The sequence below is a fragment of the Microbulbifer marinus genome (genome assembly GCF_900107725.1).
Lineage (GTDB): Bacteria > Pseudomonadota > Gammaproteobacteria > Pseudomonadales > Cellvibrionaceae > Microbulbifer > Microbulbifer marinus.
The window spans coordinates 592,045-610,529 of sequence record NZ_FNQO01000001.1; the positions used below are offsets into that span (position 1 = coordinate 592,045).

Sequence of the window (18,485 nt, forward strand, 5' to 3'; positions counted from 1 at the left end):
TAAAAAGGGCGAACACGTGTTCGCCCTTACTGGTTGTGATTAAGCGGATTCCGCGGAGATAACTTCCTGCCCGCGCATATAAGGCCGCAGCACTTCCGGTACCTCGATGCTGCCATCCTCACGCTGGTAGTTTTCCATCACCGCGATGAGCGTACGCCCTACCGCCAGGCCGCTGCCATTCAGGGTGTGCAGCAGCTCCGGCTTGCCGGTTTCCGGGTTGCGCCAGCGGGCCTTCATACGGCGCGCCTGGAAGTCACCTACCAGCGAGCAGGAGGAAATTTCCCGGTATTTGTCCTGAGATGGAATCCAAACTTCGATATCGTAGGTCTTGCGCGCGGCAAAGCCGATATCGCCCCCGCACAGCACTACGGTGCGATACGGCAGGTTCAGTTTCTGCAGGATGGTTTCCGCATTTTGCGTCAGTGTTTCCAAGGCCTCTTCGGACTGATCCGGGCGGGTGGCCCAGACCAGCTCCACCTTCTCAAACTGGTGCTGGCGAATCATACCGCGGGTGTCGCGGCCGTGAGAGCCGGCTTCAGAACGGAAACAGGTCGTGTGCGCAACATACTTATGCGGCAGGGATTCGGCGTCCTCGACAATCTGGTCGCGGTAAAAGTTGGTCACCGGTACTTCCGCCGTCGGGATCAGGTAAAAGCCGCGCTCGTCGGTGAGCTTGAACAGATCCTCTTCAAACTTCGGCAGCTGTGAAGTGCCGTACAGGGAGTCGGCGTTGACGATTACCGGTACATTGGCCTCGCGGTAGCCGTGTTCCTCGATATGGGTATCGAGCATGAACTGCGCCAGCGCGCGATGCAGCTTGGCCACCTGCCCGGTCAGTACGGCGAAACGCGAACCGGTCAGTTTGACCGCCATTTCGAAATCAAGACCGCCGAGCTCCGCGCCCAGGTCTACGTGATCCTTGACCTCGAAGTTGAATTCACGCGGCTGGCCCCAGCGACGAACTTCGACGTTGTCATCCTCGGTCTCCCCTTCCGGCACCGAATCGTCCAGCAGGTTGGGAATGGCCGACAGGATCGCGTCCAGCTCTGCCTGCAGTTCGGTCAGGGCGTGTTTGGCTTCATTCAGCTCGCCGCCCAGGGATTCCACCTCTTTCAGCAGCGGTGCGATGTCCTCGCCGGCGGCCTTGGCGCGGCCAATGTTCTTGGATTTGCTGTTGCGCTCGTTCTGCAGGCTCTCGGTGCGCATCTGCAATTCCTTGCGGCGCTCTTCGAGGCTTTCCAGCTTGGCGGTGTCCAGTTCCACGCCGCGCTTTTTCAGTGCCGCGGCCACTTGGTCCATCTGAGTGCGAATAAGTTTAGGGTCGAGCATGTTGGTTTTCTTACTGCGTTAGAAGTACTTCATGGTAATTGCCATGGCTGCTGCAGTCGCCGCCAGGCAGAGCACCAGGCTGATGAATACATAGGCCAGTGCCGTCAGAGGCTGGCCATTGTGCCATAACAGCAGGGTTTCCAGCGAGAATGTCGAAAAGGTAGTCAGTGCACCGAACAGGCCGGTCATCAACAGCAGGCGCCACTCCTGGCCCAGTAGGCCGCGCTCGACAATCAACACGTAGACGATGCCAATAAGAAACGCACCGGTGATGTTGACGATCAGAGTGCCGAGCGGAAACCGGCCCTCGAAGACCGGGTAGCTCCACAAGCTGATCAGGTGGCGCATCAGGGCGCCGACCGCACCGCCAAAGGCGATTGCCAACCACTGCATTGAACTGTCCTAGATGTGTCGGCCCGGATGGCCGCGTGGGAACTCCCTGACTCGGTATGGCCCCTGCTCGGCCGCCCCCTGTCGCAAGGGGCCGATTTTACCGAAAATTGCCCGCGCCGGCAGGCCCCTTCCTCAGCTGTCTTCGATCTTGCTATAGCGCTGTTGCGGACTGTCACGATTGAGGCTGCGCAGCCGCTCCAGCTTTTCGCCGATCTTCAGCTCCAGGCCCCGCGGCACCGGCTGGTAATAGCTGCGGCTGGCGATTTCTTCGGGAAAGTAGTTCTCACCGGCGGCGAAGGCATCGGGCTCATCGTGCGCGTAGCGATACTCGGCACCGTGGGCCATGCTCTTGGCCAGCTTGGTTGGGGCATTGCGCAGGTGAATCGGCACGTCGTAACTCGGGTCGCGGCGAACATCCGCGATGACGCGCTTGTAGGCGGTGTAGACGGCGTTGCTCTTTGCCGCCACAGCCAAATAGGCTACCGCCTGTGCGATCGCCAGCTCTCCCTCGGGGCTGCCGAGGCGCTCCTGTACATCCCAGGCGTTCAGTGCCAGCTGCAGAGCCCGTGGGTCCGCGTTGCCGATATCCTCACTGGCCATGCGCACTACGCGGCGAGCGATATATAGTGGGTCGCAGCCGCCGTCCAGCATGCGCGCAAACCAGTACAGTGCCGCATCGGGATCGGAGCCCCGCACGGATTTGTGCATGGCGGAGATCTGGTCGTAAAAGTAGTCGCCGCCCTTGTCGAAACGGCGTACGTCGGCGCTCAGCACCTCCGCCAGCACGTCCTCGTCAATCACCAGGCGGCCGCCCTCTTCCCGCGCAAGATCGCAGGCGATCTCCAGCAGATTCAGGGCGCTGCGGGCGTCGCCATCGGCGGCATTGGCGATCTTGGCCAGCACTGCCTCGTCGATGGCAATGTCGCGCCGGGCCAGCTCTTCATCTTCGCGCAGGGCGCGACTCATCAGTGCCAGCAGGTCCTCTTCGGCGATGCTGCGCAACAGGTAGACGCGGCACCGGGACAGCAGCGCATTGTTCAGTTCGAAGGATGGGTTCTCGGTGGTCGCGCCGACAAAGGTGACCGTGCCCTCTTCCACATAGGGCAGGAAGGCATCCTGCTGCGCCTTGTTGAAGCGGTGTACCTCATCGACAAACAGGATGGTGCCGCGGCCGAATTGGGCGTGGTGCTGTTCGGCCTCGGCCACCGCCTGACGTATTTCCTTCACGCCGGCGAGTACGGCGGACAGAGTGGCGAAGCGGGCATCGCACTCCTTTGCCAGCAGTCGCGCAAAGGTGGTCTTGCCTACCCCGGGCGGCCCCCAGAGCACCATCGAGTGCAGCTGCCCCCGCTCCACGGCCTCGCGCAGCGGTTTTCCCGGTCCCAATAAATGCGCCTGGCCCACATATTGGGCCAGGGACTCCGGCCGCATGCGGGCGGCCAATGGCTGGTGTTTCGGTGTTGACTGAAACAGGTCACTCATCGCGTTCTATTCATCACGAATGACGTCGGTACCGGCCGGCGGCTTGAAATTGAAAATTGAGGAAGACAGTTTCGGATTCGCGGTCATGCCGCTGAACTTGATCTTGGTAGTCTGCCCCATGCTGTCGCGCACCGTCATCGCAGATGGCAGCCCAGCCTTGCTGAAGCGGATTTCCATCGTCTTAAACGGCGCTTGCGCATTCTTAGGCGTCAGCTGGTAGGCACCTTCCTTGCTGCTGACATTGAAGGAGCCGCGAATCTCCTCGACCTTGCCGCCGAGCAGCAACGCCGGGGTGTCTTTCATGCGCTTGTCGACCGGGCGCACGGTGACCTGCTCCAGGTCAGGATCGTAGAGCCACAGCTTCTTGTTGTTGGTGACGAGCAATTGCGGGAAAGGAGCACCGGTTTCCCAGCGCAGTTTGCCCGGGCGCTGGACCGAAAATTTGCCGCGACTTTTTTGCAGGACTTTGCCGCGCTCATCGATCAGCGTCTGCTGGAATTTGCCGGAAATCGCCCCGAGCGGCTGCAGCAGGCGGCTCAGATCGTCGGTGGCATCGGCCCAGGCCGCGCTGGCGACCATGCCGAGGACTAGCAGAGAGTTGCGCATAAGACTTTTCATATCAGGATTCCAGTCGGACGATTTCCTTAAAGATTAGATCCCGGTGGGTGAATAGCGGCTGAACCGCTGGCTCCCTCGAGTTCCACCGCCGGCCAATCAGGCGGGCGGCGGCGCCAGGACGGTGCGGTTGCCGTTGTGTTCCGCCGGCGACACAACGCCGGCGGCCTCCATGGCATCGATAATTCGGGCGGCCCGATTGTAGCCAATGCGCAGCTGACGCTGCACAGAGGAAATCGAAGCCTTACGGGATTTGGTAACGAAGGCCACCGCTTCATCGTATAAGGCGTCGGTCTCGGGATCATCCTCTTCCCCACCCTCCGTCTGCAGGCCGGGGACCGGGATACTGTTGTTGCTGTCGTCGACGATACCGTCGATATAGTCGGGCTCGCCGCGCCGGCTCCAGTCCGCCACCACCTGGTGTACCTCGTGGTCGTCGACGAAGGCACCGTGCACCCGTACGGGCACACCGCTGCCCGGCGGCAGGTACAGCATGTCGCCGTGTCCGAGCAGCTGTTCGGCGCCGCCCTGATCGAGAATGGTACGGGAGTCCACCTTTGAGGACACCTGGAAGGCAATACGCGTCGGCACGTTGGCCTTGATCAGACCGGTGATTACATCCACCGACGGGCGCTGTGTCGCCAGCAGCAGGTGAATACCCGCGGCACGGGCCTTCTGCGCGATACGCGCGATCAGCTGTTCCACCTTCTTGCCGACGATCATCATCATGTCGGCGAATTCGTCGATCACCACGACAATGGCTGGCAGTGGCTTCAGGTGTGGGCGTGTCTGCTCCGCTTCCGGAACGCTGGACATCGGGTCGGGCTGCCAGATGGGGTCTTCCAGCGGCTCACCGGCAGCAATGGCATCCTTAACCTTGCGGTTGAAGCCCGCCAGGTTGCGCACACCCATCGCCGCCATCAGCTTGTAGCGGCGCTCCATCTCGCCGACACACCAGCGCAGACCGTTGGCGGCGTCGTTCATGTCGGTGATGACCGGCGTCAGCAGGTGCGGGATGCCCTCGTAGACCGACAGCTCCAGCATCTTGGGATCCACCAGGATCAGGCGCACCTCATCCGGGGTCGACTTGTACAGCAGGCTCAGCAGCATCACGTTGATGCCGACGGACTTACCGGAACCGGTGGTGCCCGCCACCAGCAGGTGGGGCATCTTGGCCAGATCCGCGACCACCGGTTGCCCGGAAATATCGTGACCCAGGGCCAGAGTCAGCGCGGACTTGGCGTTGTCATAGACATCCGCCGACAGCACCTCGCTGAGACGCACCATCTGCCGGTTTTCATTCGGTATTTCGATCCCCACGACCGATTTGCCCGGGATCACTTCCACTACCCGCACGCTGATCACGGCCAGTGAGCGCGCCAGGTCCTTGGCCAGGTTGGAGATCTTGCTGACCTTAACGCCTGGCGCAGGCTGGATCTCAAAACGGGTCACTACGGGACCCGGTAGTACCGAAACCACTTCCGCCACCACGCCGAAATCCTTCAGCTTCAGTTCCAGCAGGCGCGACAGTGCTTCCAGCGACTCGCGGGAGAAGCCGGCCTTCTTGTTCTGATCCGGCGGATCAAGCAGCGATAGCGGCGGCAAGGTGCCGGTGACAGGACCGCTCTTGAACAGCTCGCCCTGCTTCTCCTTGGCCGCGCGTGGGCTCTGCTTCGGTTTCGGAGCAGTGGGCTCGATCTTGGGTGGCAGCCGCTTGGCGGTACGCTGTTTCTCCTCCTCCACCGCGGCCTTGCGCACCACGATTGCCTGTCGGGCAGCGCGCTCTTCCGCGCGCTGCTGGCGCGCGCGCTGATAGCGATTGCCGAGCCAGCCGATAAAGCCGAGAACATTGCGGCCGATGGCATCCACCAGCTTCAGCCAGGAGAGGCCGGTAAATACGGTGATACCAATGGCAAATAGCGCCAGCAGCAGGATGGTCGCCCCCACATAGCCGAGGCTCACTTCCGCGGACTCGGCGATGGCCGCGCCGATGATACCGCCATTGGAGAATGGCAGTGGCTCCTCGGCCTGGGCGAAACACAGGGTGGCGATGCCGGCGCCGGTGATCAGCAGCAGGCCGAGACCGGAGACGCGCAACGTGAAAAGCGGGCCGTGAAAGCGCGCGTTGCGATCGCGCAGAATTCCGACAGCGCGCCAGCCGATCAGTATTGGGAACAGGTAGGCCATCCAGCCCAGCAGCGACAGGCAGACATCTGCGAGCCAGGCACCGGTCGGCCCGATTGCGTTCTGAATTTCCCCGCCGTGGCCCGTATGGGACCAGCCCGGATCCTGTGGGCTGTAACTCATCAGGCTGATCGCGAGCAGCAGCGCCCCCGCCAGGAGTCCGATCAGCGCCCCTTCACGCAGCAGGCGGGCGATCAGGGAATCCGGCAGGGTTCCATGTTCATCGTTGGACTGGTCGGTCGCGCTATCGGCCTTCAATGGCTTACCTCGGCTGTTCTTACTGCTTAATAGATCTGGATCGGCGGCAGATAAGCCGTCTGTGTACTACAGACGCCGCCGAAATGCTACCGATCGCCCTCTTAAGACTTCGCTTTAAGTATCTTTTAATTCAATCAAATCATAAAGATAGAGCACTTTCTTCACACGAACTGTGAGTAATTTGGAGTTTTCCAAAACCTGTTTCCGCGCCGCCTTCGCGACCAAAGAATAGTGCCCCCCAATCGGGCAAATTAAGTGAAACTATTTCGCCGTCCTGTATCTATCGCCTATCATGGCGGCCAAATTGATAGTCTCCACCGATCAAAAATTGGTCGATCGAGACTGTCCCAGCATCACTGAGTACACTGTGTTCAACCGACTTTGTAAGAGCGTTCCATGAGTAACAACCACCATCGACTGATAATCCTCGGCTCGGGCCCCGCCGGCTACACCGCAGCTATCTACGCCGCGCGCGCAAATCTGAATCCGGTCGTGATCACCGGAATGCAACAGGGCGGACAGCTGACCACGACCACCGAAGTGGAGAACTGGCCGGGTGGCGTTGCGGATCTGCAGGGTCCGGACCTGATGGTGCAGATGCAGCAGCATGCTGAGCGATTCGAGACTCAGATCATCTTCGATCACATTGATTCCGTAGACCTCAAGCAGCGCCCCTTCACGCTGAAGGGCAACGAAACCTATACCTGCGACGCACTGATTATCGCTACCGGCGCCTCGGCCCAGTATCTTGGCCTGCCTTCCGAGGAAGCCTTTCAGGGGCGCGGTGTCAGCGCCTGCGCTACCTGCGACGGATTCTTCTACCGCGACCAGAAAGTTGCGGTAGTCGGTGGCGGCAACACCGCGGTAGAGGAAGCACTATATCTGTCGAACATCGCCAGTGAAGTGACCCTGATCCATCGCCGCGACGAGCTACGGGCCGAGAAGATCCTGCAGGACCGCCTGATGGACAAGGTCGAGAACGGCAATATCAATGTCTGCTGGCACCACACGCTGGACGAGGTCCTAGGTGACGACAACGGCGTGACTGGCGTACGCTTGCGCAGTGCACAGGACGGCTCCACCAAGGAGCTGGAGGTGTCTGGCGTGTTTATCGCTATCGGCCACAAGCCGAACACCGACATCTTTGCCGACCAGCTGGAAATGAACGGCGGCTACATCCTGGTGCAGAGCGGTCTCGACGGCAACGCCACCCAGACCTCCATTCCCGGCGTATTCGCCGCTGGCGATGTGTCCGATCATATCTATCGCCAGGCGGTGACTTCTGCCGGCACCGGCTGTATGGCGGCACTGGACGCCGAGCGCTTCCTGGACGCCCAGTAAGGCAATAGCCGGTTGGCGACGGAAGAATTGGGGCGATCCTTGTGATCGCCCTTTTTCATTCTGCGGCCGGTAGGATGATGCAGACAGATAGAGGGGCAATGCCCGAATTGCGAAGGCCAGAAACATGACGGGATCCAACGACGGCTATCTGACTCTGCTGGACGAGAACCGCATAGAGTTCCCGCCCACCCGCCGCGCGTTGCGCGATCCCAACGGTTTGCTGGCGATCGGTGGCAAGCTGACACCGGCATGGCTGCTGGCCGCCTATCGGCGCGGTATCTTCCCCTGGTATTCCGACGACCAACCGATTCTGTGGTGGAGTCCTTCACCCCGCTGTGTGGTCATTCCCGAGCTTTTCCGTATCGGTCGCAGCCTGCGCAAGGAGCTGCGCCGGGGGCATTTCCGGGTCACCTTTGACCAGGCGTTCGACCAGGTAATCGAAGCCTGCAGGGCCCCGCGTGCCGACGCCGAGGGCACCTGGATCACCGATGAAATGCAGGCGGCTTACGAGGAGATGCATCGGCTTGGACACGCCCATTCTGTTGAGGTGTGGCGGGATGGCCGCCTGGCCGGGGGCCTCTACGGCATTGCCCTCGGAAGGGTCTTTTTTGGCGAGTCCATGTTCCACCGCGAGACGGATGCCTCAAAAGTCGCTTTTGTCCACCTGGTGCGGCAATTAGAATTGTGGGGCTGCCCGCTGATCGACTGCCAGGTTAGTAATCCTCATCTGGCCAGTCTGGGGGCGGTAGAGGTGTCGCGTGAGGATTTCGAGCGTCTGCTGGAGGCCGGTATTCGACAGCCACCGTTCCCGCAGCCCTGGAAGATGTCCTGGAGCTATGAGTAAGTATTCTCAACTGGATTCCGTGCGCCTGCTGGCCACCTTGCCCCATCCCTGCGGTTATTTGCCGGACGAGGATGCAACCACCGTGTTCGTGGATCCGCAGACCCCCATCGACCAGCGGCTTTACAGTCGCCTGTCAGAACTGGGCTTCCGCCGCAGTGGCGGCTACCTCTATCGGCCGCAGTGCGCGGCCTGCCAGGCCTGCATACCGGCGCGCGTGCCGGTGGGACTGTTTGTTCCCGACCGCAGGCAGCGGCGCTGCTGGCGACGCAATCGCGACCTGGATATTTTCCATGTCGAGACCATCGACACCGATGAGCACTATGAACTCTACGCGCGTTACATCGAGCGGCGCCACGCCGACGGCGAGATGTACCCGCCCAGTCGCGATCAGTTCCGCAGCTTCCTGCTGCAGGCCTGGGGGGCGACCCGCTATATCGAGTTTCGTGCCCGCGGTCGCCTGGTGGCGGTTGCCGTGACCGACCTGCTCACCGCGGGATTATCGGCCATCTATACTTTCTTCGATCCCGAAGAGGACAAGCGCAGCCTGGGTAGCTACTGCATCCTCTACCAGATCGAATGGGCCCGACGCCTCGGACTGCCCAGCCTCTACCTCGGCTACTGGATCGAACAGTGTCAGAAAATGGCCTACAAGAGTCAGTTCCAGCCCATCGAACTGCTGCGCGAGAACCGCTGGGCACTGAAAGCCCGTTAAGGCCGGGCATTCAGCCTTTGCTCTATTGTGCCTTTTCGTGCAAAATGCTCGCCCGTCGCGCCGCGGCCAGGCCCGAGTGCCACCGGGGTAAAGCTCAGATCAAGTTATTTTGAAGGTTACTGCCGCATGGCAAAAGACGATTACATTGAGATGGAAGGTGAGGTGATCGACACCCTGCCCAATACCACTTTCCGCGTAAAGCTGGAAAACGGACACGTGGTGATCGCGCATATTTCTGGAAAAATGCGCAAGAACTATATTCGTATCCTCACGGGCGACAAGGTCAAGGTAGAGCTGACTCCCTACGACCTGACCAAGGGTCGTATCACCTACCGCGCCCGCTAACCCTGAGGCGCGCAGCTGGCGCCCCTGTTTAGGCGCTTACTGCAGAAACAAAAAAGCCACCTACCGGTGGCTTTTTTTGTTGCTTGTGGCTAATTGCCGATCGGCGGCACGCTCCCGGTCAGGCGGGCACCGCCGTTTTGATGGCGAGCTCGTCGTTTTCTATGGTGACCTGCACGCGGCCGCCCTCTTCCGCCAGATCGCCGAACAACACCGCTTCCGCCAGCGGTTTGCGCAGCTTGTCGCGGATCAGGCGGGCCATGGGCCGCGCGCCCATCTTCTCGTCGTAGCCGTTGACGGCGAGCCATTCACGCGCTTCGTCGTCAACTTCCAGTGTCACATGGGACTCGTCCAGCTGCGCCTGCAGCTCGACAATAAACTTGTCCACCACCGTCTTGACCACTTCGAGGTTCAGCGAACCGAACTGGATAATGCTGTCCAGGCGGTTGCGGAATTCCGGGGTAAACATCTTCTTGATCTCTTCCATACCATCGCTGGAATGGTCCTGGTTGGAGAAACCAATGGAGCGGCGACTCATCAGTTCCGCACCGGCGTTGGTGGTCATGATCAGGATGACATTGCGGAAATCCGCCTTGCGGCCGTTGTTGTCGGTCAGCGTGCCGTGGTCCATGACCTGCAGCAGCAGGTTGAACACTTCCGGGTGCGCCTTCTCGATCTCGTCGAGCAGGACCACACTGTGCGGATGCTTGGTGACCGAGTCGGTCAACAGACCACCCTGGTCGAAGCCGACATAGCCCGGAGGTGCGCCGATCAGGCGGGAAACGGTGTGGCGCTCCATATATTCGGACATATCGAAGCGGATCAGCTCGATCCCCATCACCTTCGCCAGCTGGCGGCATAGTTCGGTCTTACCGACACCGGTAGGACCAGCAAACAGGAAGGAGCCGATGGGCTTCTCTTCAGCGCCCAGGCCCGCGCGACTCAACTTGATCGCGGTGCCGAGGGCCTCAATTGCCTTATCCTGACCAAACACAACCATTTTCAGGTTGTCATCGAGCTTGGCGAGCTGGTCCTTGTCGGACGCGGAGACACTCTTGGCCGGAATGCGCGCCATCTTGGCGATCACCACTTCAATTTCAGTTACGCCTATCACGTCCTTGCGCTCCTCCAGCGGCAGCAGCGACTGGTAGGCGCCGGCCTCATCGATGACATCGATGGCCTTGTCCGGCAGAAAGCGCTCGGTGATATGGCGGCTGGACAGCTGCGCGGCAGCCTCCAGGGCCTGGTCGGTGAAGCGAACCTTATGGTGGTCTTCGAAGCAGCTTTTCAGCCCCTGCAGGATCTGCACCGTCTCCTCAACCGAGGGCTCATTGACATCGATTTTCTGGAAGCGGCGCGACAGGGCCCGATCTTTCTCGAAGATGCCCCGATATTCGGTGAACGTAGTGGAGCCGATACAGCGCAGCTGGCCGCTGGAGAGCAGCGGTTTCAGTAGGTTCGAGGCGTCCATCACGCCGCCGGAAGCCGCGCCGGCGCCGATGATCGTGTGAATCTCGTCGATAAACAGCACCGCGTGCTCGCGCTTTTTCAACTCTGCCAGCAGCGCCTTGAAGCGCTTTTCGAAGTCGCCGCGGTATTTGGTGCCCGCCAGCAGCGAACCCAGATCGAGGGAATAAATGGTCGCGTTGAGCAGTGGCTCCGGGACTTCCTCATCGACGATTCGCCGCGCCAAACCCTCGGCAATCGCGGTTTTGCCGACACCGGACTCTCCCACCAGCAGCGGATTGTTCTTCCGGCGCCGGGCCAGTACCTGGGTCACGCGCTCTACTTCGGGGCCTCGGCCCACCAGGGGATCGATACGGCCAAGGATGGCTTCCTGGTTGAGGTTGGTAGCGTAGCTTTCAAGCGGGTCCGAGCCGCCAGGTTCGGCGCCGGTACTGATATCCTCGTCAACCTGCTCCGGAGCCGGATCTGAATTGTGATGAGGGTGGCCACTGGAACCGACACGGGATATGCCGTGGGTGATGTAATTGACGACATCAATGCGCGCGACACTCTGCTGCTTCAGGTAGTAGACCGCCTGGCTCTCCTGTTCGCAGAAGATGGCAACCAGCACATTCGCACCGGTCACTTCTTTCTTGCCGGAAGACTGGACGTGAAACACGGCACGCTGTAGCACACGCTGGAAGCCGAGGGTTGGCTGGGTTTCCCGGTCGGTGTCGGCCTCGGGAATAAGCGGGGTAGTGGAATCTACGAACTCCAGCAGCTCGCGGCGAAGAGCGCTCAGGTCAGCCCCGCAAGCATGCAGCACATCGGCAGCGGACTCATTGTCCAGAAGTGCTAGCAGCAGGTGCTCCACGGTCATGAATTCGTGCCGTTTCGCGCGCGCACCCTTAAACGCCAGATTGAGCGTTACCTCTAAATCCTTGCTGAGCATCTAAACCTCAAACCCTTAACGCCAATGTCACCCGCCGATTCCACCGGTAAGCGCGCGCCGGAAGCCGGCGACTTGAGTGTGCCCGAATCCTTTCAGGCGACGGGACCCTTGTTTCAAAAGCAACTGCACGACAGCGTCAATCTTCTTCGCTTTCGTCCGCTTCGATCTCACACAGCAGGGGGTGCTGGTGGTCCCTGGCGAATTGATTAACCTGCGCGGCCTTTGTCTCCGCTATATCTCGAGTATAGACACCGCAGATCGCTTTTCCCTGTGTATGAACCTGCAACATCAGCTGAGTAGCGCGCTCCCGGTTCGCACCGAAAAACAGCTCCAGTGCCTCGACCACAAAGTCCATCGGCGTGTAGTCATCATTCAGCATCACGACCTTATACATGGGCGGACGCTTCAGTCGTGGTGGCGCTTCTTCCAGCGCCAGGTCTCCGTCCAATTCGCCCGGATAGTGGAAGTCGTCTTCGGCGTCGTTGGAGTGTAGTTTAATGGCCAGTGAAATACCCATAGCGCTTATCAATGAGTTCCTGCAGTGATTTAGATGTTGTTTCCGGCGTACATGGTCAGAGGGGTGCCATTGTAACCTTCATTTGCCGATGGGCACAGCGGACGCCAGCAGCCCTTGACATTCCCAAACCAGTTAGCTACAAGAGGTAGTGCCCGCCCTGTCAAGGGCACCATCGCGACAGGGATTTGAAATCGCGATCGATGTGCAAGCAAGCGCAGATAAATATAAAGACTCTGTAAGGCGGCCAGCAGTCGCCGAGGCAATTAGAGGGAATTCGCCATGCCTACCGGTACCGTCAAGTGGTTCAATAACGCCAAAGGATATGGGTTTATTCTTGCGGACGAAGGGGGAGAGGATCTGTTCGCGCACTACTCCGCGATTCAGATGGAAGGATACCGAACATTGAAAGCGGGCCAACAGGTCACTTTTGACATTATCAAGGGTGACAAGGGCTACCACGCCGCAAATATATCGGCCCTGACTGGGGTAGATACCGGCCGCGCGGAGCAAAACTCGAAAGGTTCTGACTCAGAGCCGGAAAAGAGTCAGGCCCAGCGCGAGAAAGAGGCTGAGCTCCTCGATTAGCGCTGCCAAGCAGCTGCTCACTTGAACACAGAAGCTGAACATTAAAAAAAGCCCCGCACCCTGAGGTACGGGGCTTTTTGCTTTCGGGGGCGGGCAGCGACTGAGCGGCCCACCCTCGAGCCATCTTAGGCCATGTGCTTGATGACTTCGTCGCCGAACGCGGAGCAGGACTTCAGTTCCGCACCGTCCATCAGGCGCTCGAAATCGTAGGTCACGGTTTTGGCTTCGATCGCGCCTTCCATGCCCTTGATGACCAGGTCGGCAGCTTCGTTCCAGCCCAGGTGACGCAGCATCATTTCGGCGGACAGAATCAGGGAGCCCGGATTCACCTTATCCTGACCGGCATACTTCGGCGCAGTGCCGTGAGTCGCCTCGAACAGGGCTACCTCGTCGGACAGGTTAGCACCCGGAGCAATACCGATACCACCGACCTGGGCGGCCAGGGCGTCGGACAGGTAGTCGCCGTTCAGGTTCAGGGTGGCGATCACGTCGTACTCGGCCGGACGCAGCAGGATCTGCTGCAGCATGGCGTCGGCAATCACGTCCTTGACTACGATCTCCTTGCCAGTCTTCGGGTTCTTGAAGCTGTGCCAGGGGCCGCCATCCAGCGGCTGAGCGCCAAACTCTTCACGAGCAATTTCGTAGCCCCAGTCAGCGAAGGCACCTTCGGTGAACTTCATGATGTTGCCCTTGTGCACCAGCGTCAGAGAATCGCGGTCCTGGTCGATGGTGTACTGCAGCGCCTTGCGCACCAGGCGCTTGGTGCCCTCTTCGGAAACCGGCTTGACGCCGATACCGCAGTTTTCCGGGAAGCGGATCTTCTTAACACCCATCTCTTCCTGCAGGAACTTGATAACCTTCTTCGCTTCGTCGGTATTGGCTTTCCACTCGATACCGGCATAGATGTCTTCGGAGTTCTCGCGGAAGATCACCATGTCGACCTTGTTCGGCTCCTTGACCGGAGACGGAACACCACTGAACCAGCGCACCGGGCGCTGACATACGTACAGGTCCAGCTCCTGGCGCAGAGCAACGTTCAGAGAGCGGAAGCCGCCGCCGACCGGAGTAGTCAGCGGGCCCTTGATGCTCACGACGTAGTCTTTGATGGCCTCGAGGGTTTCAGCCGGGAACCAGTCCCCAGCGTAGGTTTCCGCTGCCTTCTCACCGCAGTAGATCTCCATCCAGGCGATACCTTTGTCGCCACCGTAAGCCTTCTCTACGGAAGCGTCGATCACCTTGCGCATGACCGGGGTGATATCCACACCGATGCCATCACCCTCGATGAAAGGAATAATCGGGCGATTCGGAACATTCAGCGAACCGTCGGAATTGACTGTAACTTTTTCGCCGTCTGCCGGCACTTGGATATGACCCATATTGCTTAAACTCCCAAAACTCTGTGACTATTTAGGCCAGGTGTTGCTTGACCTGCCCTTTTGGACCGCTGGGCGGGATTAAAAAACGGCGGGATTATATCAGCATCAGCTCATTTTTGTAGTTGGATTACAATAGCCCACTTTTACCATGGCGAAGATCATCCTTTTTAATAAGCCCTATGGCGTGCTCAGCCAGTTCACTGACGACCGCGACCGCCCGACCCTCGCCGACTACATCAAGCGCAAGGGCTTCTACGCGGCCGGCAGGCTCGATTTCGACTCGGAGGGGCTGTTGCTGCTCACGGACGACGGCACCCTGCAGCACCAGATCAGCCACCCGCGACAGAAACTGCCGAAAACCTACTGGGTGCAGGTTGAGGGTGAAATCGGTGCAGAGGCCCTGTCGGCCCTGCGCCGCGGCGTACAGCTCAAGGACGGCCCGACCGCACCGGCGCGGGCGCGACACCTGGCCGAACCGGACGTATGGCCACGGATTCCGCCGGTGCGGGAGCGCAAGACGGTACCGACAAGCTGGCTGGAGCTGACGATTCGCGAGGGGCGCAACCGGCAGGTGCGCCGCATGACCGCCGCGGTCGGCTTCCCTACCCTGCGCCTGATCCGCACCGCAATCGGTAACTGGCAGCTGGGCCAACTGGCTCCGGGAGAGCAGCGGCTGGAAGAGGTATTTGTCGCGCCGCAGGCGAATTCTGCCCCCGACCGCCGGCACCAGCGAAGCCGCCGCCGGCGGTAAGACGCCCTTATCACCACTAATCTATAGGGGCAGATCAACGCGGTCTTGGTCACAGGCCCCATTCGCGGGTAAAATTCGCCCCCTTTTTATAGCCGTGATGTAGCTGATTGCCCCAATCTATGCCTGAATCCACCTCTAAACAGCCCCAGCGCGACCATCCCCAGCGTGTCATTGTCGGCATGTCCGGCGGTGTGGACTCCTCCGTAGCCGCCCTGCTCCTGATGCGGCAGGGCTACCAGGTGGAGGGCCTATTCATGAAAAACTGGGACGAAGACGACGGCACCGAGTACTGCACCGCCAAGGCCGACCTGGCGGATGCGCAGGCGGTGTGCAAGCGGTTGGGGATCAAGCTGCATACGGCAAACTTTGCCGCCGAATACTGGGATCATGTGTTCGAATACTTCCTGGCCGAGTACAAGGCCGGCCGCACGCCGAACCCGGATATCCTCTGCAACCGTGAAATCAAGTTCAAGGTGTTCCTGGAGTACGCCGAGGTGCTCGGCGCCGATGCCATCGCCACCGGTCACTATGCGCGGCGCAGGGACATCGACGGGCGCACCTATTTACTCAAGGGTTTGGATGCGAACAAGGACCAGAGCTATTTCCTGCACGCGGTCGGTGAGGCTGAGTTTGCCAAGTCACTGTTTCCCCTCGGTGAACTGGAGAAGCCGGAGGTGCGCCGCATCGCCGAGGAAAACGGCTTCATAACTCACGACAAGAAGGACAGTACCGGCATCTGCTTTATCGGCGAGCGCCGCTTCAAGGATTTCCTGGAGCAGTACCTGCCGGCACAGCCCGGTAATATGGAGACACCCGAGGGCGAGGTCATGGGCCAGCATGCGGGGTTGATGTACCACACGATCGGGCAGCGCCAGGGCCTGGGTATCGGCGGCGTCAAAGGGGCTGGTGAGGAACCCTGGTATGTGGTGGGCAAGGACCTGCAGCGCAACGTACTGATCGTCGCCCAGGGGGCTCATCACCCGCTGCTCTATGCGACCGGCCTGGAGGCGGCGCAAACACACTGGATCAACGGCAGTGCACCGGCGGCAGCCAACACCAGAGAGGGACTGCGCTGCCGGGCCAAGACGCGCTATCGCCAGCCGGACCAGGACTGTATCGTGCGCGTGCAGGAAAATGGGAAACTGGTGGTCGAGTTCGACGACCCTCAACGCGCGATCACGCCGGGGCAGTCACTGGTGCTCTACGATGGTGAGGTCTGTCTGGGTGGTGCCGTGATCGAGCGGGCCACCGGTGTCGGCACGGCGGTGCCGGAAAAGTATCAGCAGAATTAAGGAGCGACTTTGAGCAACTGGCGGGATCAGGCACTGGCGCTGGCGGCAATTTTTCAGTCCGCCACGCTGGTGGAGCGCCTGGCGAAAACCGGCACCGCACCCCAGGAACAGCTGGAAACGGGCGTTTACAGCCTGTTTCAGCTCAATGCCGACTGCGCCGATGACATTTTTGCCGGTTCCGAAAACCTGCTCCCGGGGCTACAGGTGTCGCGCCAGCTATTGCGCTCCCGGCAGCACCCGGAATATACCGACTGCCTGCGCTACGCCTTGTCGATCCTCTATCTGCAACGCCAGCTGAGCAAGAAGAGCGACCTGCTCGCCATCATCGGCAGCAGGCTGGAAAAAGCCAAATCGCAGGCGGACCACTTCACGTTGACGCACGAAAATGTGTTTTCCAATCTGGCCAGTATCTACAGCGACACGCTGAGCACCTTCCGTTTCCGCATCCAGGTACTCGGCGACTTCAATTACCTGCAGCAGCAGCGGATCGCCAACCAGATTCGCACCATGCTGTTTGCCGGCGTGCGGGCTGCCACCCTGTGGCGCCAACTGGGCGGCCGGCGGCTGCACCTGTTATTCCAGCGCAAGAAGCTTCTGGCCGCGACCGAAGCTCTGATCGCGCAAATCGAATCTACAAATCACTAAATCCGGAGATTTAACATGACAGTCGAGCTATCCGCCCTGACCGCGGTGTCACCCATTGACGGACGATACGAAAGTAAAACCGCTCCGCTGCGCGATATTTTCAGCGAGTACGGCCTGATCCGCGCTCGGGTGGAAGTGGAAGTCCGCTGGCTGCAGAAGCTCTCTCGTCACCCGCAGATCGAAGAAGTGCAATTGTTTGACAACTCCGCCAACCAGCTGCTCGACGCCATCGTCGCAGAGTTTTCCCTGCAGGACGCGGAGCGCATCAAGGAAATCGAACGCACCACGAATCACGATGTGAAGGCAGTGGAGTACTTCCTGAAGGAAAAAATCAGCGGTAACGAAGCACTGGCCAATGTCAGCGAGTTCGTACATTTCGCCTGCACCTCCGAGGACATCAACAACCTCTCCCACGCGCTGATGCTGCGCGGTGGGCGCGATCAGGTGTTGCTGCCGGCGATGAACAAGATCATCAGCGAAATCGCCGACCTGGCGAAGAATTTTGCCGATGTGCCGATGCTGTCCCGGACTCACGGCCAGACCGCCAGCCCGACGACCGTTGGCAAGGAGCTGGCGAATGTCGTCGCGCGCCTGCGCCGTCAGGTCCAGCAGATCCGCGAGGTGGAGCTGCTCGGCAAAATTAACGGCGCGGTCGGCAACTACAATGCCCACTTGTCCGCCTACCCCAACATCGACTGGGAAGAGAATGCGGAAGAGTTTGTCACTTCCCTGGGGCTCAGCTGGAATCCCTACACCACCCAGATCGAACCGCACGACTATATCGCCGAGCTGTTCGATGCCATCGCGCGCTTCAACACCATCCTGATTGATTTCGATCGCGATATCTGGGGCTATATCTCGCTGGGTTATTTCAAGCAAAAAGTCGTAGCCGGCGAAGTCGGTTCCTCCACCATGCCGCACAAGGTGAATCCGATCGACTTCGAAAACTCCGAAGGCAACCTGGGCATCGCCAACGCGGTCTTCCAGCACCTTGCGGCCAAGCTGCCGATCTCCCGCTGGCAGCGCGATCTGACCGATTCCACCGTATTGCGCAACATGGGTGTCGGCGCCGGTTACTCGGTGATCGCCTATGCCGCCACACTGAAAGGCCTGAGCAAACTGGAAATCAACCGGGAGCGCCTGGCCGAAGACCTGGACAACGCCTGGGAAGTACTGGCGGAGCCGATCCAGACAGTGATGCGTCGCTACAATATCGAAGAGCCTTACGAGAAGCTGAAGGCGTTGACCCGCGGCCAGGGCATTAACCAGGAAACCCTGAAGACCTTTATCGACAACCTGGATATTCCCGCCGAAGCGAAGAAGTCCCTGCACGAGATGACGCCTGCCAGCTACATCGGCAACGCCATCGATCAGGCGCAGAAGATCTAACCAGCCCAGTCTTGGTCCCCGTGCGGCACTGC

General features: G+C 60.0%; 17 protein-coding genes. 9 read left to right on the plus strand and 8 right to left on the minus strand.

Annotated elements, in window-relative coordinates:
* Positions 1-39 precede the first annotated feature (39 nt).
* The 5 genes from serS to BLW36_RS02655 all read right to left on the minus strand — a co-directional run bounded on the left by serS (position 40) and on the right by BLW36_RS02655 (position 6,261).
* Complete coding sequence (serS, locus tag BLW36_RS02635; RefSeq protein WP_091384863.1) at positions 40-1,329, minus strand: serine--tRNA ligase; 1,290 nt, start codon at positions 1,327-1,329, stop codon at positions 40-42.
* Positions 1,330-1,347: 18 nt separating this feature from the next.
* Positions 1,348-1,722, minus strand: a complete 375-nt coding sequence (gene crcB / locus BLW36_RS02640; RefSeq protein ID WP_091384865.1) for a fluoride efflux transporter CrcB — start codon at positions 1,720-1,722, stop codon at positions 1,348-1,350.
* Between the two features lie 132 nt (positions 1,723-1,854).
* Positions 1,855-3,204, minus strand: coding sequence for a replication-associated recombination protein A (locus BLW36_RS02645; RefSeq protein WP_091384867.1), 1,350 nt, complete (start codon positions 3,202-3,204; stop codon positions 1,855-1,857).
* 6 nt (positions 3,205-3,210) lie between these two features.
* Entirely contained in the window at positions 3,211-3,822 is a 612-nt protein-coding gene (gene lolA, locus BLW36_RS02650) for an outer membrane lipoprotein periplasmic chaperone LolA (protein ID WP_091384870.1), read from the minus strand.
* A 96-nt stretch (positions 3,823-3,918) separates the two neighbouring features.
* A complete protein-coding gene (locus BLW36_RS02655; RefSeq protein WP_091384873.1) occupies positions 3,919-6,261 on the minus strand; it encodes a DNA translocase FtsK in 2,343 nt (780 codons plus the stop codon).
* Between the two features lie 396 nt (positions 6,262-6,657).
* Between BLW36_RS02655 and trxB the strand changes: the two genes are divergently transcribed.
* From trxB to infA, 4 genes are all read left to right on the plus strand, one after another.
* A complete protein-coding gene (gene trxB, locus BLW36_RS02660; protein WP_091384876.1) occupies positions 6,658-7,602 on the plus strand; it encodes a thioredoxin-disulfide reductase in 945 nt (314 codons plus the stop codon).
* Positions 7,603-7,726: 124 nt separating this feature from the next.
* A complete protein-coding gene (gene aat / locus BLW36_RS02665; RefSeq protein ID WP_091384878.1) occupies positions 7,727-8,446 on the plus strand; it encodes a leucyl/phenylalanyl-tRNA--protein transferase in 720 nt (239 codons plus the stop codon).
* The gene (locus tag BLW36_RS02670) at positions 8,439-9,158 is read left to right on the plus strand and encodes an arginyltransferase (protein ID WP_091384880.1); all 720 of its coding nucleotides are present in this window, start codon (positions 8,439-8,441) and stop codon (positions 9,156-9,158) included. Before aat ends, BLW36_RS02670 begins: the two co-directional genes overlap by 8 nt.
* Before the next feature lie 126 nt (positions 9,159-9,284).
* Positions 9,285-9,503 carry a translation initiation factor IF-1 gene (gene infA, locus BLW36_RS02675; protein WP_067081888.1) on the plus strand — a complete coding sequence of 73 codons (219 nt, stop codon included), beginning with the start codon at positions 9,285-9,287 and terminating at the stop codon, positions 9,501-9,503.
* 118 nt (positions 9,504-9,621) lie between these two features.
* Here infA and clpA read toward each other — a convergent pair whose 3' ends face one another.
* Both clpA and clpS read right to left on the minus strand, forming a co-directional pair.
* Complete coding sequence (clpA, locus tag BLW36_RS02680; RefSeq protein ID WP_091384883.1) at positions 9,622-11,898, minus strand: ATP-dependent Clp protease ATP-binding subunit ClpA; 2,277 nt, start codon at positions 11,896-11,898, stop codon at positions 9,622-9,624.
* Between the two features lie 136 nt (positions 11,899-12,034).
* Positions 12,035-12,415 (minus strand): ATP-dependent Clp protease adapter ClpS, encoded by a 381-nt coding sequence (gene clpS / locus BLW36_RS02685; protein WP_091384884.1) that lies wholly within the window; start codon positions 12,413-12,415, stop codon positions 12,035-12,037.
* Positions 12,416-12,694: 279 nt separating this feature from the next.
* Between clpS and cspD the strand changes: the two genes are divergently transcribed.
* The gene (cspD, locus tag BLW36_RS02690) at positions 12,695-13,000 is read left to right on the plus strand and encodes a cold shock domain-containing protein CspD (RefSeq protein ID WP_091384887.1); all 306 of its coding nucleotides are present in this window, start codon (positions 12,695-12,697) and stop codon (positions 12,998-13,000) included.
* Positions 13,001-13,125: 125 nt separating this feature from the next.
* Here cspD and icd read toward each other — a convergent pair whose 3' ends face one another.
* Positions 13,126-14,376 (minus strand): NADP-dependent isocitrate dehydrogenase, encoded by a 1,251-nt coding sequence (icd, locus tag BLW36_RS02695; protein WP_091384889.1) that lies wholly within the window; start codon positions 14,374-14,376, stop codon positions 13,126-13,128.
* 148 nt (positions 14,377-14,524) lie between these two features.
* Here icd and BLW36_RS02700 point away from each other — a divergent pair, with 148 nt between their 5' ends.
* The 4 genes from BLW36_RS02700 to purB all read left to right on the plus strand — a co-directional run bounded on the left by BLW36_RS02700 (position 14,525) and on the right by purB (position 18,453).
* Positions 14,525-15,127, plus strand: a complete 603-nt coding sequence (locus BLW36_RS02700; RefSeq protein WP_091384891.1) for a pseudouridine synthase — start codon at positions 14,525-14,527, stop codon at positions 15,125-15,127.
* A gap of 119 nt (positions 15,128-15,246) precedes the next feature.
* Entirely contained in the window at positions 15,247-16,419 is a 1,173-nt protein-coding gene (mnmA, locus tag BLW36_RS02705) for a tRNA 2-thiouridine(34) synthase MnmA (RefSeq protein WP_091384893.1), read from the plus strand.
* A gap of 9 nt (positions 16,420-16,428) precedes the next feature.
* Positions 16,429-17,064, plus strand: coding sequence for a high frequency lysogenization protein HflD (gene hflD, locus BLW36_RS02710; RefSeq protein WP_091384895.1), 636 nt, complete (start codon positions 16,429-16,431; stop codon positions 17,062-17,064).
* 15 nt (positions 17,065-17,079) lie between these two features.
* Positions 17,080-18,453 (plus strand): adenylosuccinate lyase, encoded by a 1,374-nt coding sequence (purB, locus tag BLW36_RS02715; RefSeq protein WP_091384897.1) that lies wholly within the window; start codon positions 17,080-17,082, stop codon positions 18,451-18,453.
* Positions 18,454-18,485 lie beyond the last annotated feature (32 nt).

Bases quoted from the DNA above. Each gene is read 5' to 3' on its own strand.
- serS (WP_091384863.1), bottom strand. From the start codon at position 1,329: ATGCTCGACCCTAAACTTATTCGCACTCAGATGGACCAAGTGGCCGCG.
- crcB (WP_091384865.1), bottom strand. From the start codon at position 1,722: ATGCAGTGGTTGGCAATCGCCTTTGGCGGTGCGGTCGGCGCCCTGATG.
- BLW36_RS02645 (WP_091384867.1), bottom strand. From the start codon at position 3,204: ATGAGTGACCTGTTTCAGTCAACACCGAAACACCAGCCATTGGCCGCC.
- lolA (WP_091384870.1), bottom strand. From the start codon at position 3,822: ATGAAAAGTCTTATGCGCAACTCTCTGCTAGTCCTCGGCATGGTCGCC.
- trxB (WP_091384876.1), top strand. From the start codon at position 6,658: ATGAGTAACAACCACCATCGACTGATAATCCTCGGCTCGGGCCCCGCC.
- aat (WP_091384878.1), top strand. From the start codon at position 7,727: ATGACGGGATCCAACGACGGCTATCTGACTCTGCTGGACGAGAACCGC.
- BLW36_RS02670 (WP_091384880.1), top strand. From the start codon at position 8,439: ATGAGTAAGTATTCTCAACTGGATTCCGTGCGCCTGCTGGCCACCTTG.
- infA (WP_067081888.1), top strand. From the start codon at position 9,285: ATGGCAAAAGACGATTACATTGAGATGGAAGGTGAGGTGATCGACACC.
- clpA (WP_091384883.1), bottom strand. From the start codon at position 11,898: ATGCTCAGCAAGGATTTAGAGGTAACGCTCAATCTGGCGTTTAAGGGT.
- clpS (WP_091384884.1), bottom strand. From the start codon at position 12,415: ATGGGTATTTCACTGGCCATTAAACTACACTCCAACGACGCCGAAGAC.
- cspD (WP_091384887.1), top strand. From the start codon at position 12,695: ATGCCTACCGGTACCGTCAAGTGGTTCAATAACGCCAAAGGATATGGG.
- icd (WP_091384889.1), bottom strand. From the start codon at position 14,376: ATGGGTCATATCCAAGTGCCGGCAGACGGCGAAAAAGTTACAGTCAAT.
- BLW36_RS02700 (WP_091384891.1), top strand. From the start codon at position 14,525: ATGGCGAAGATCATCCTTTTTAATAAGCCCTATGGCGTGCTCAGCCAG.
- mnmA (WP_091384893.1), top strand. From the start codon at position 15,247: ATGCCTGAATCCACCTCTAAACAGCCCCAGCGCGACCATCCCCAGCGT.
- purB (WP_091384897.1), top strand. From the start codon at position 17,080: ATGACAGTCGAGCTATCCGCCCTGACCGCGGTGTCACCCATTGACGGA.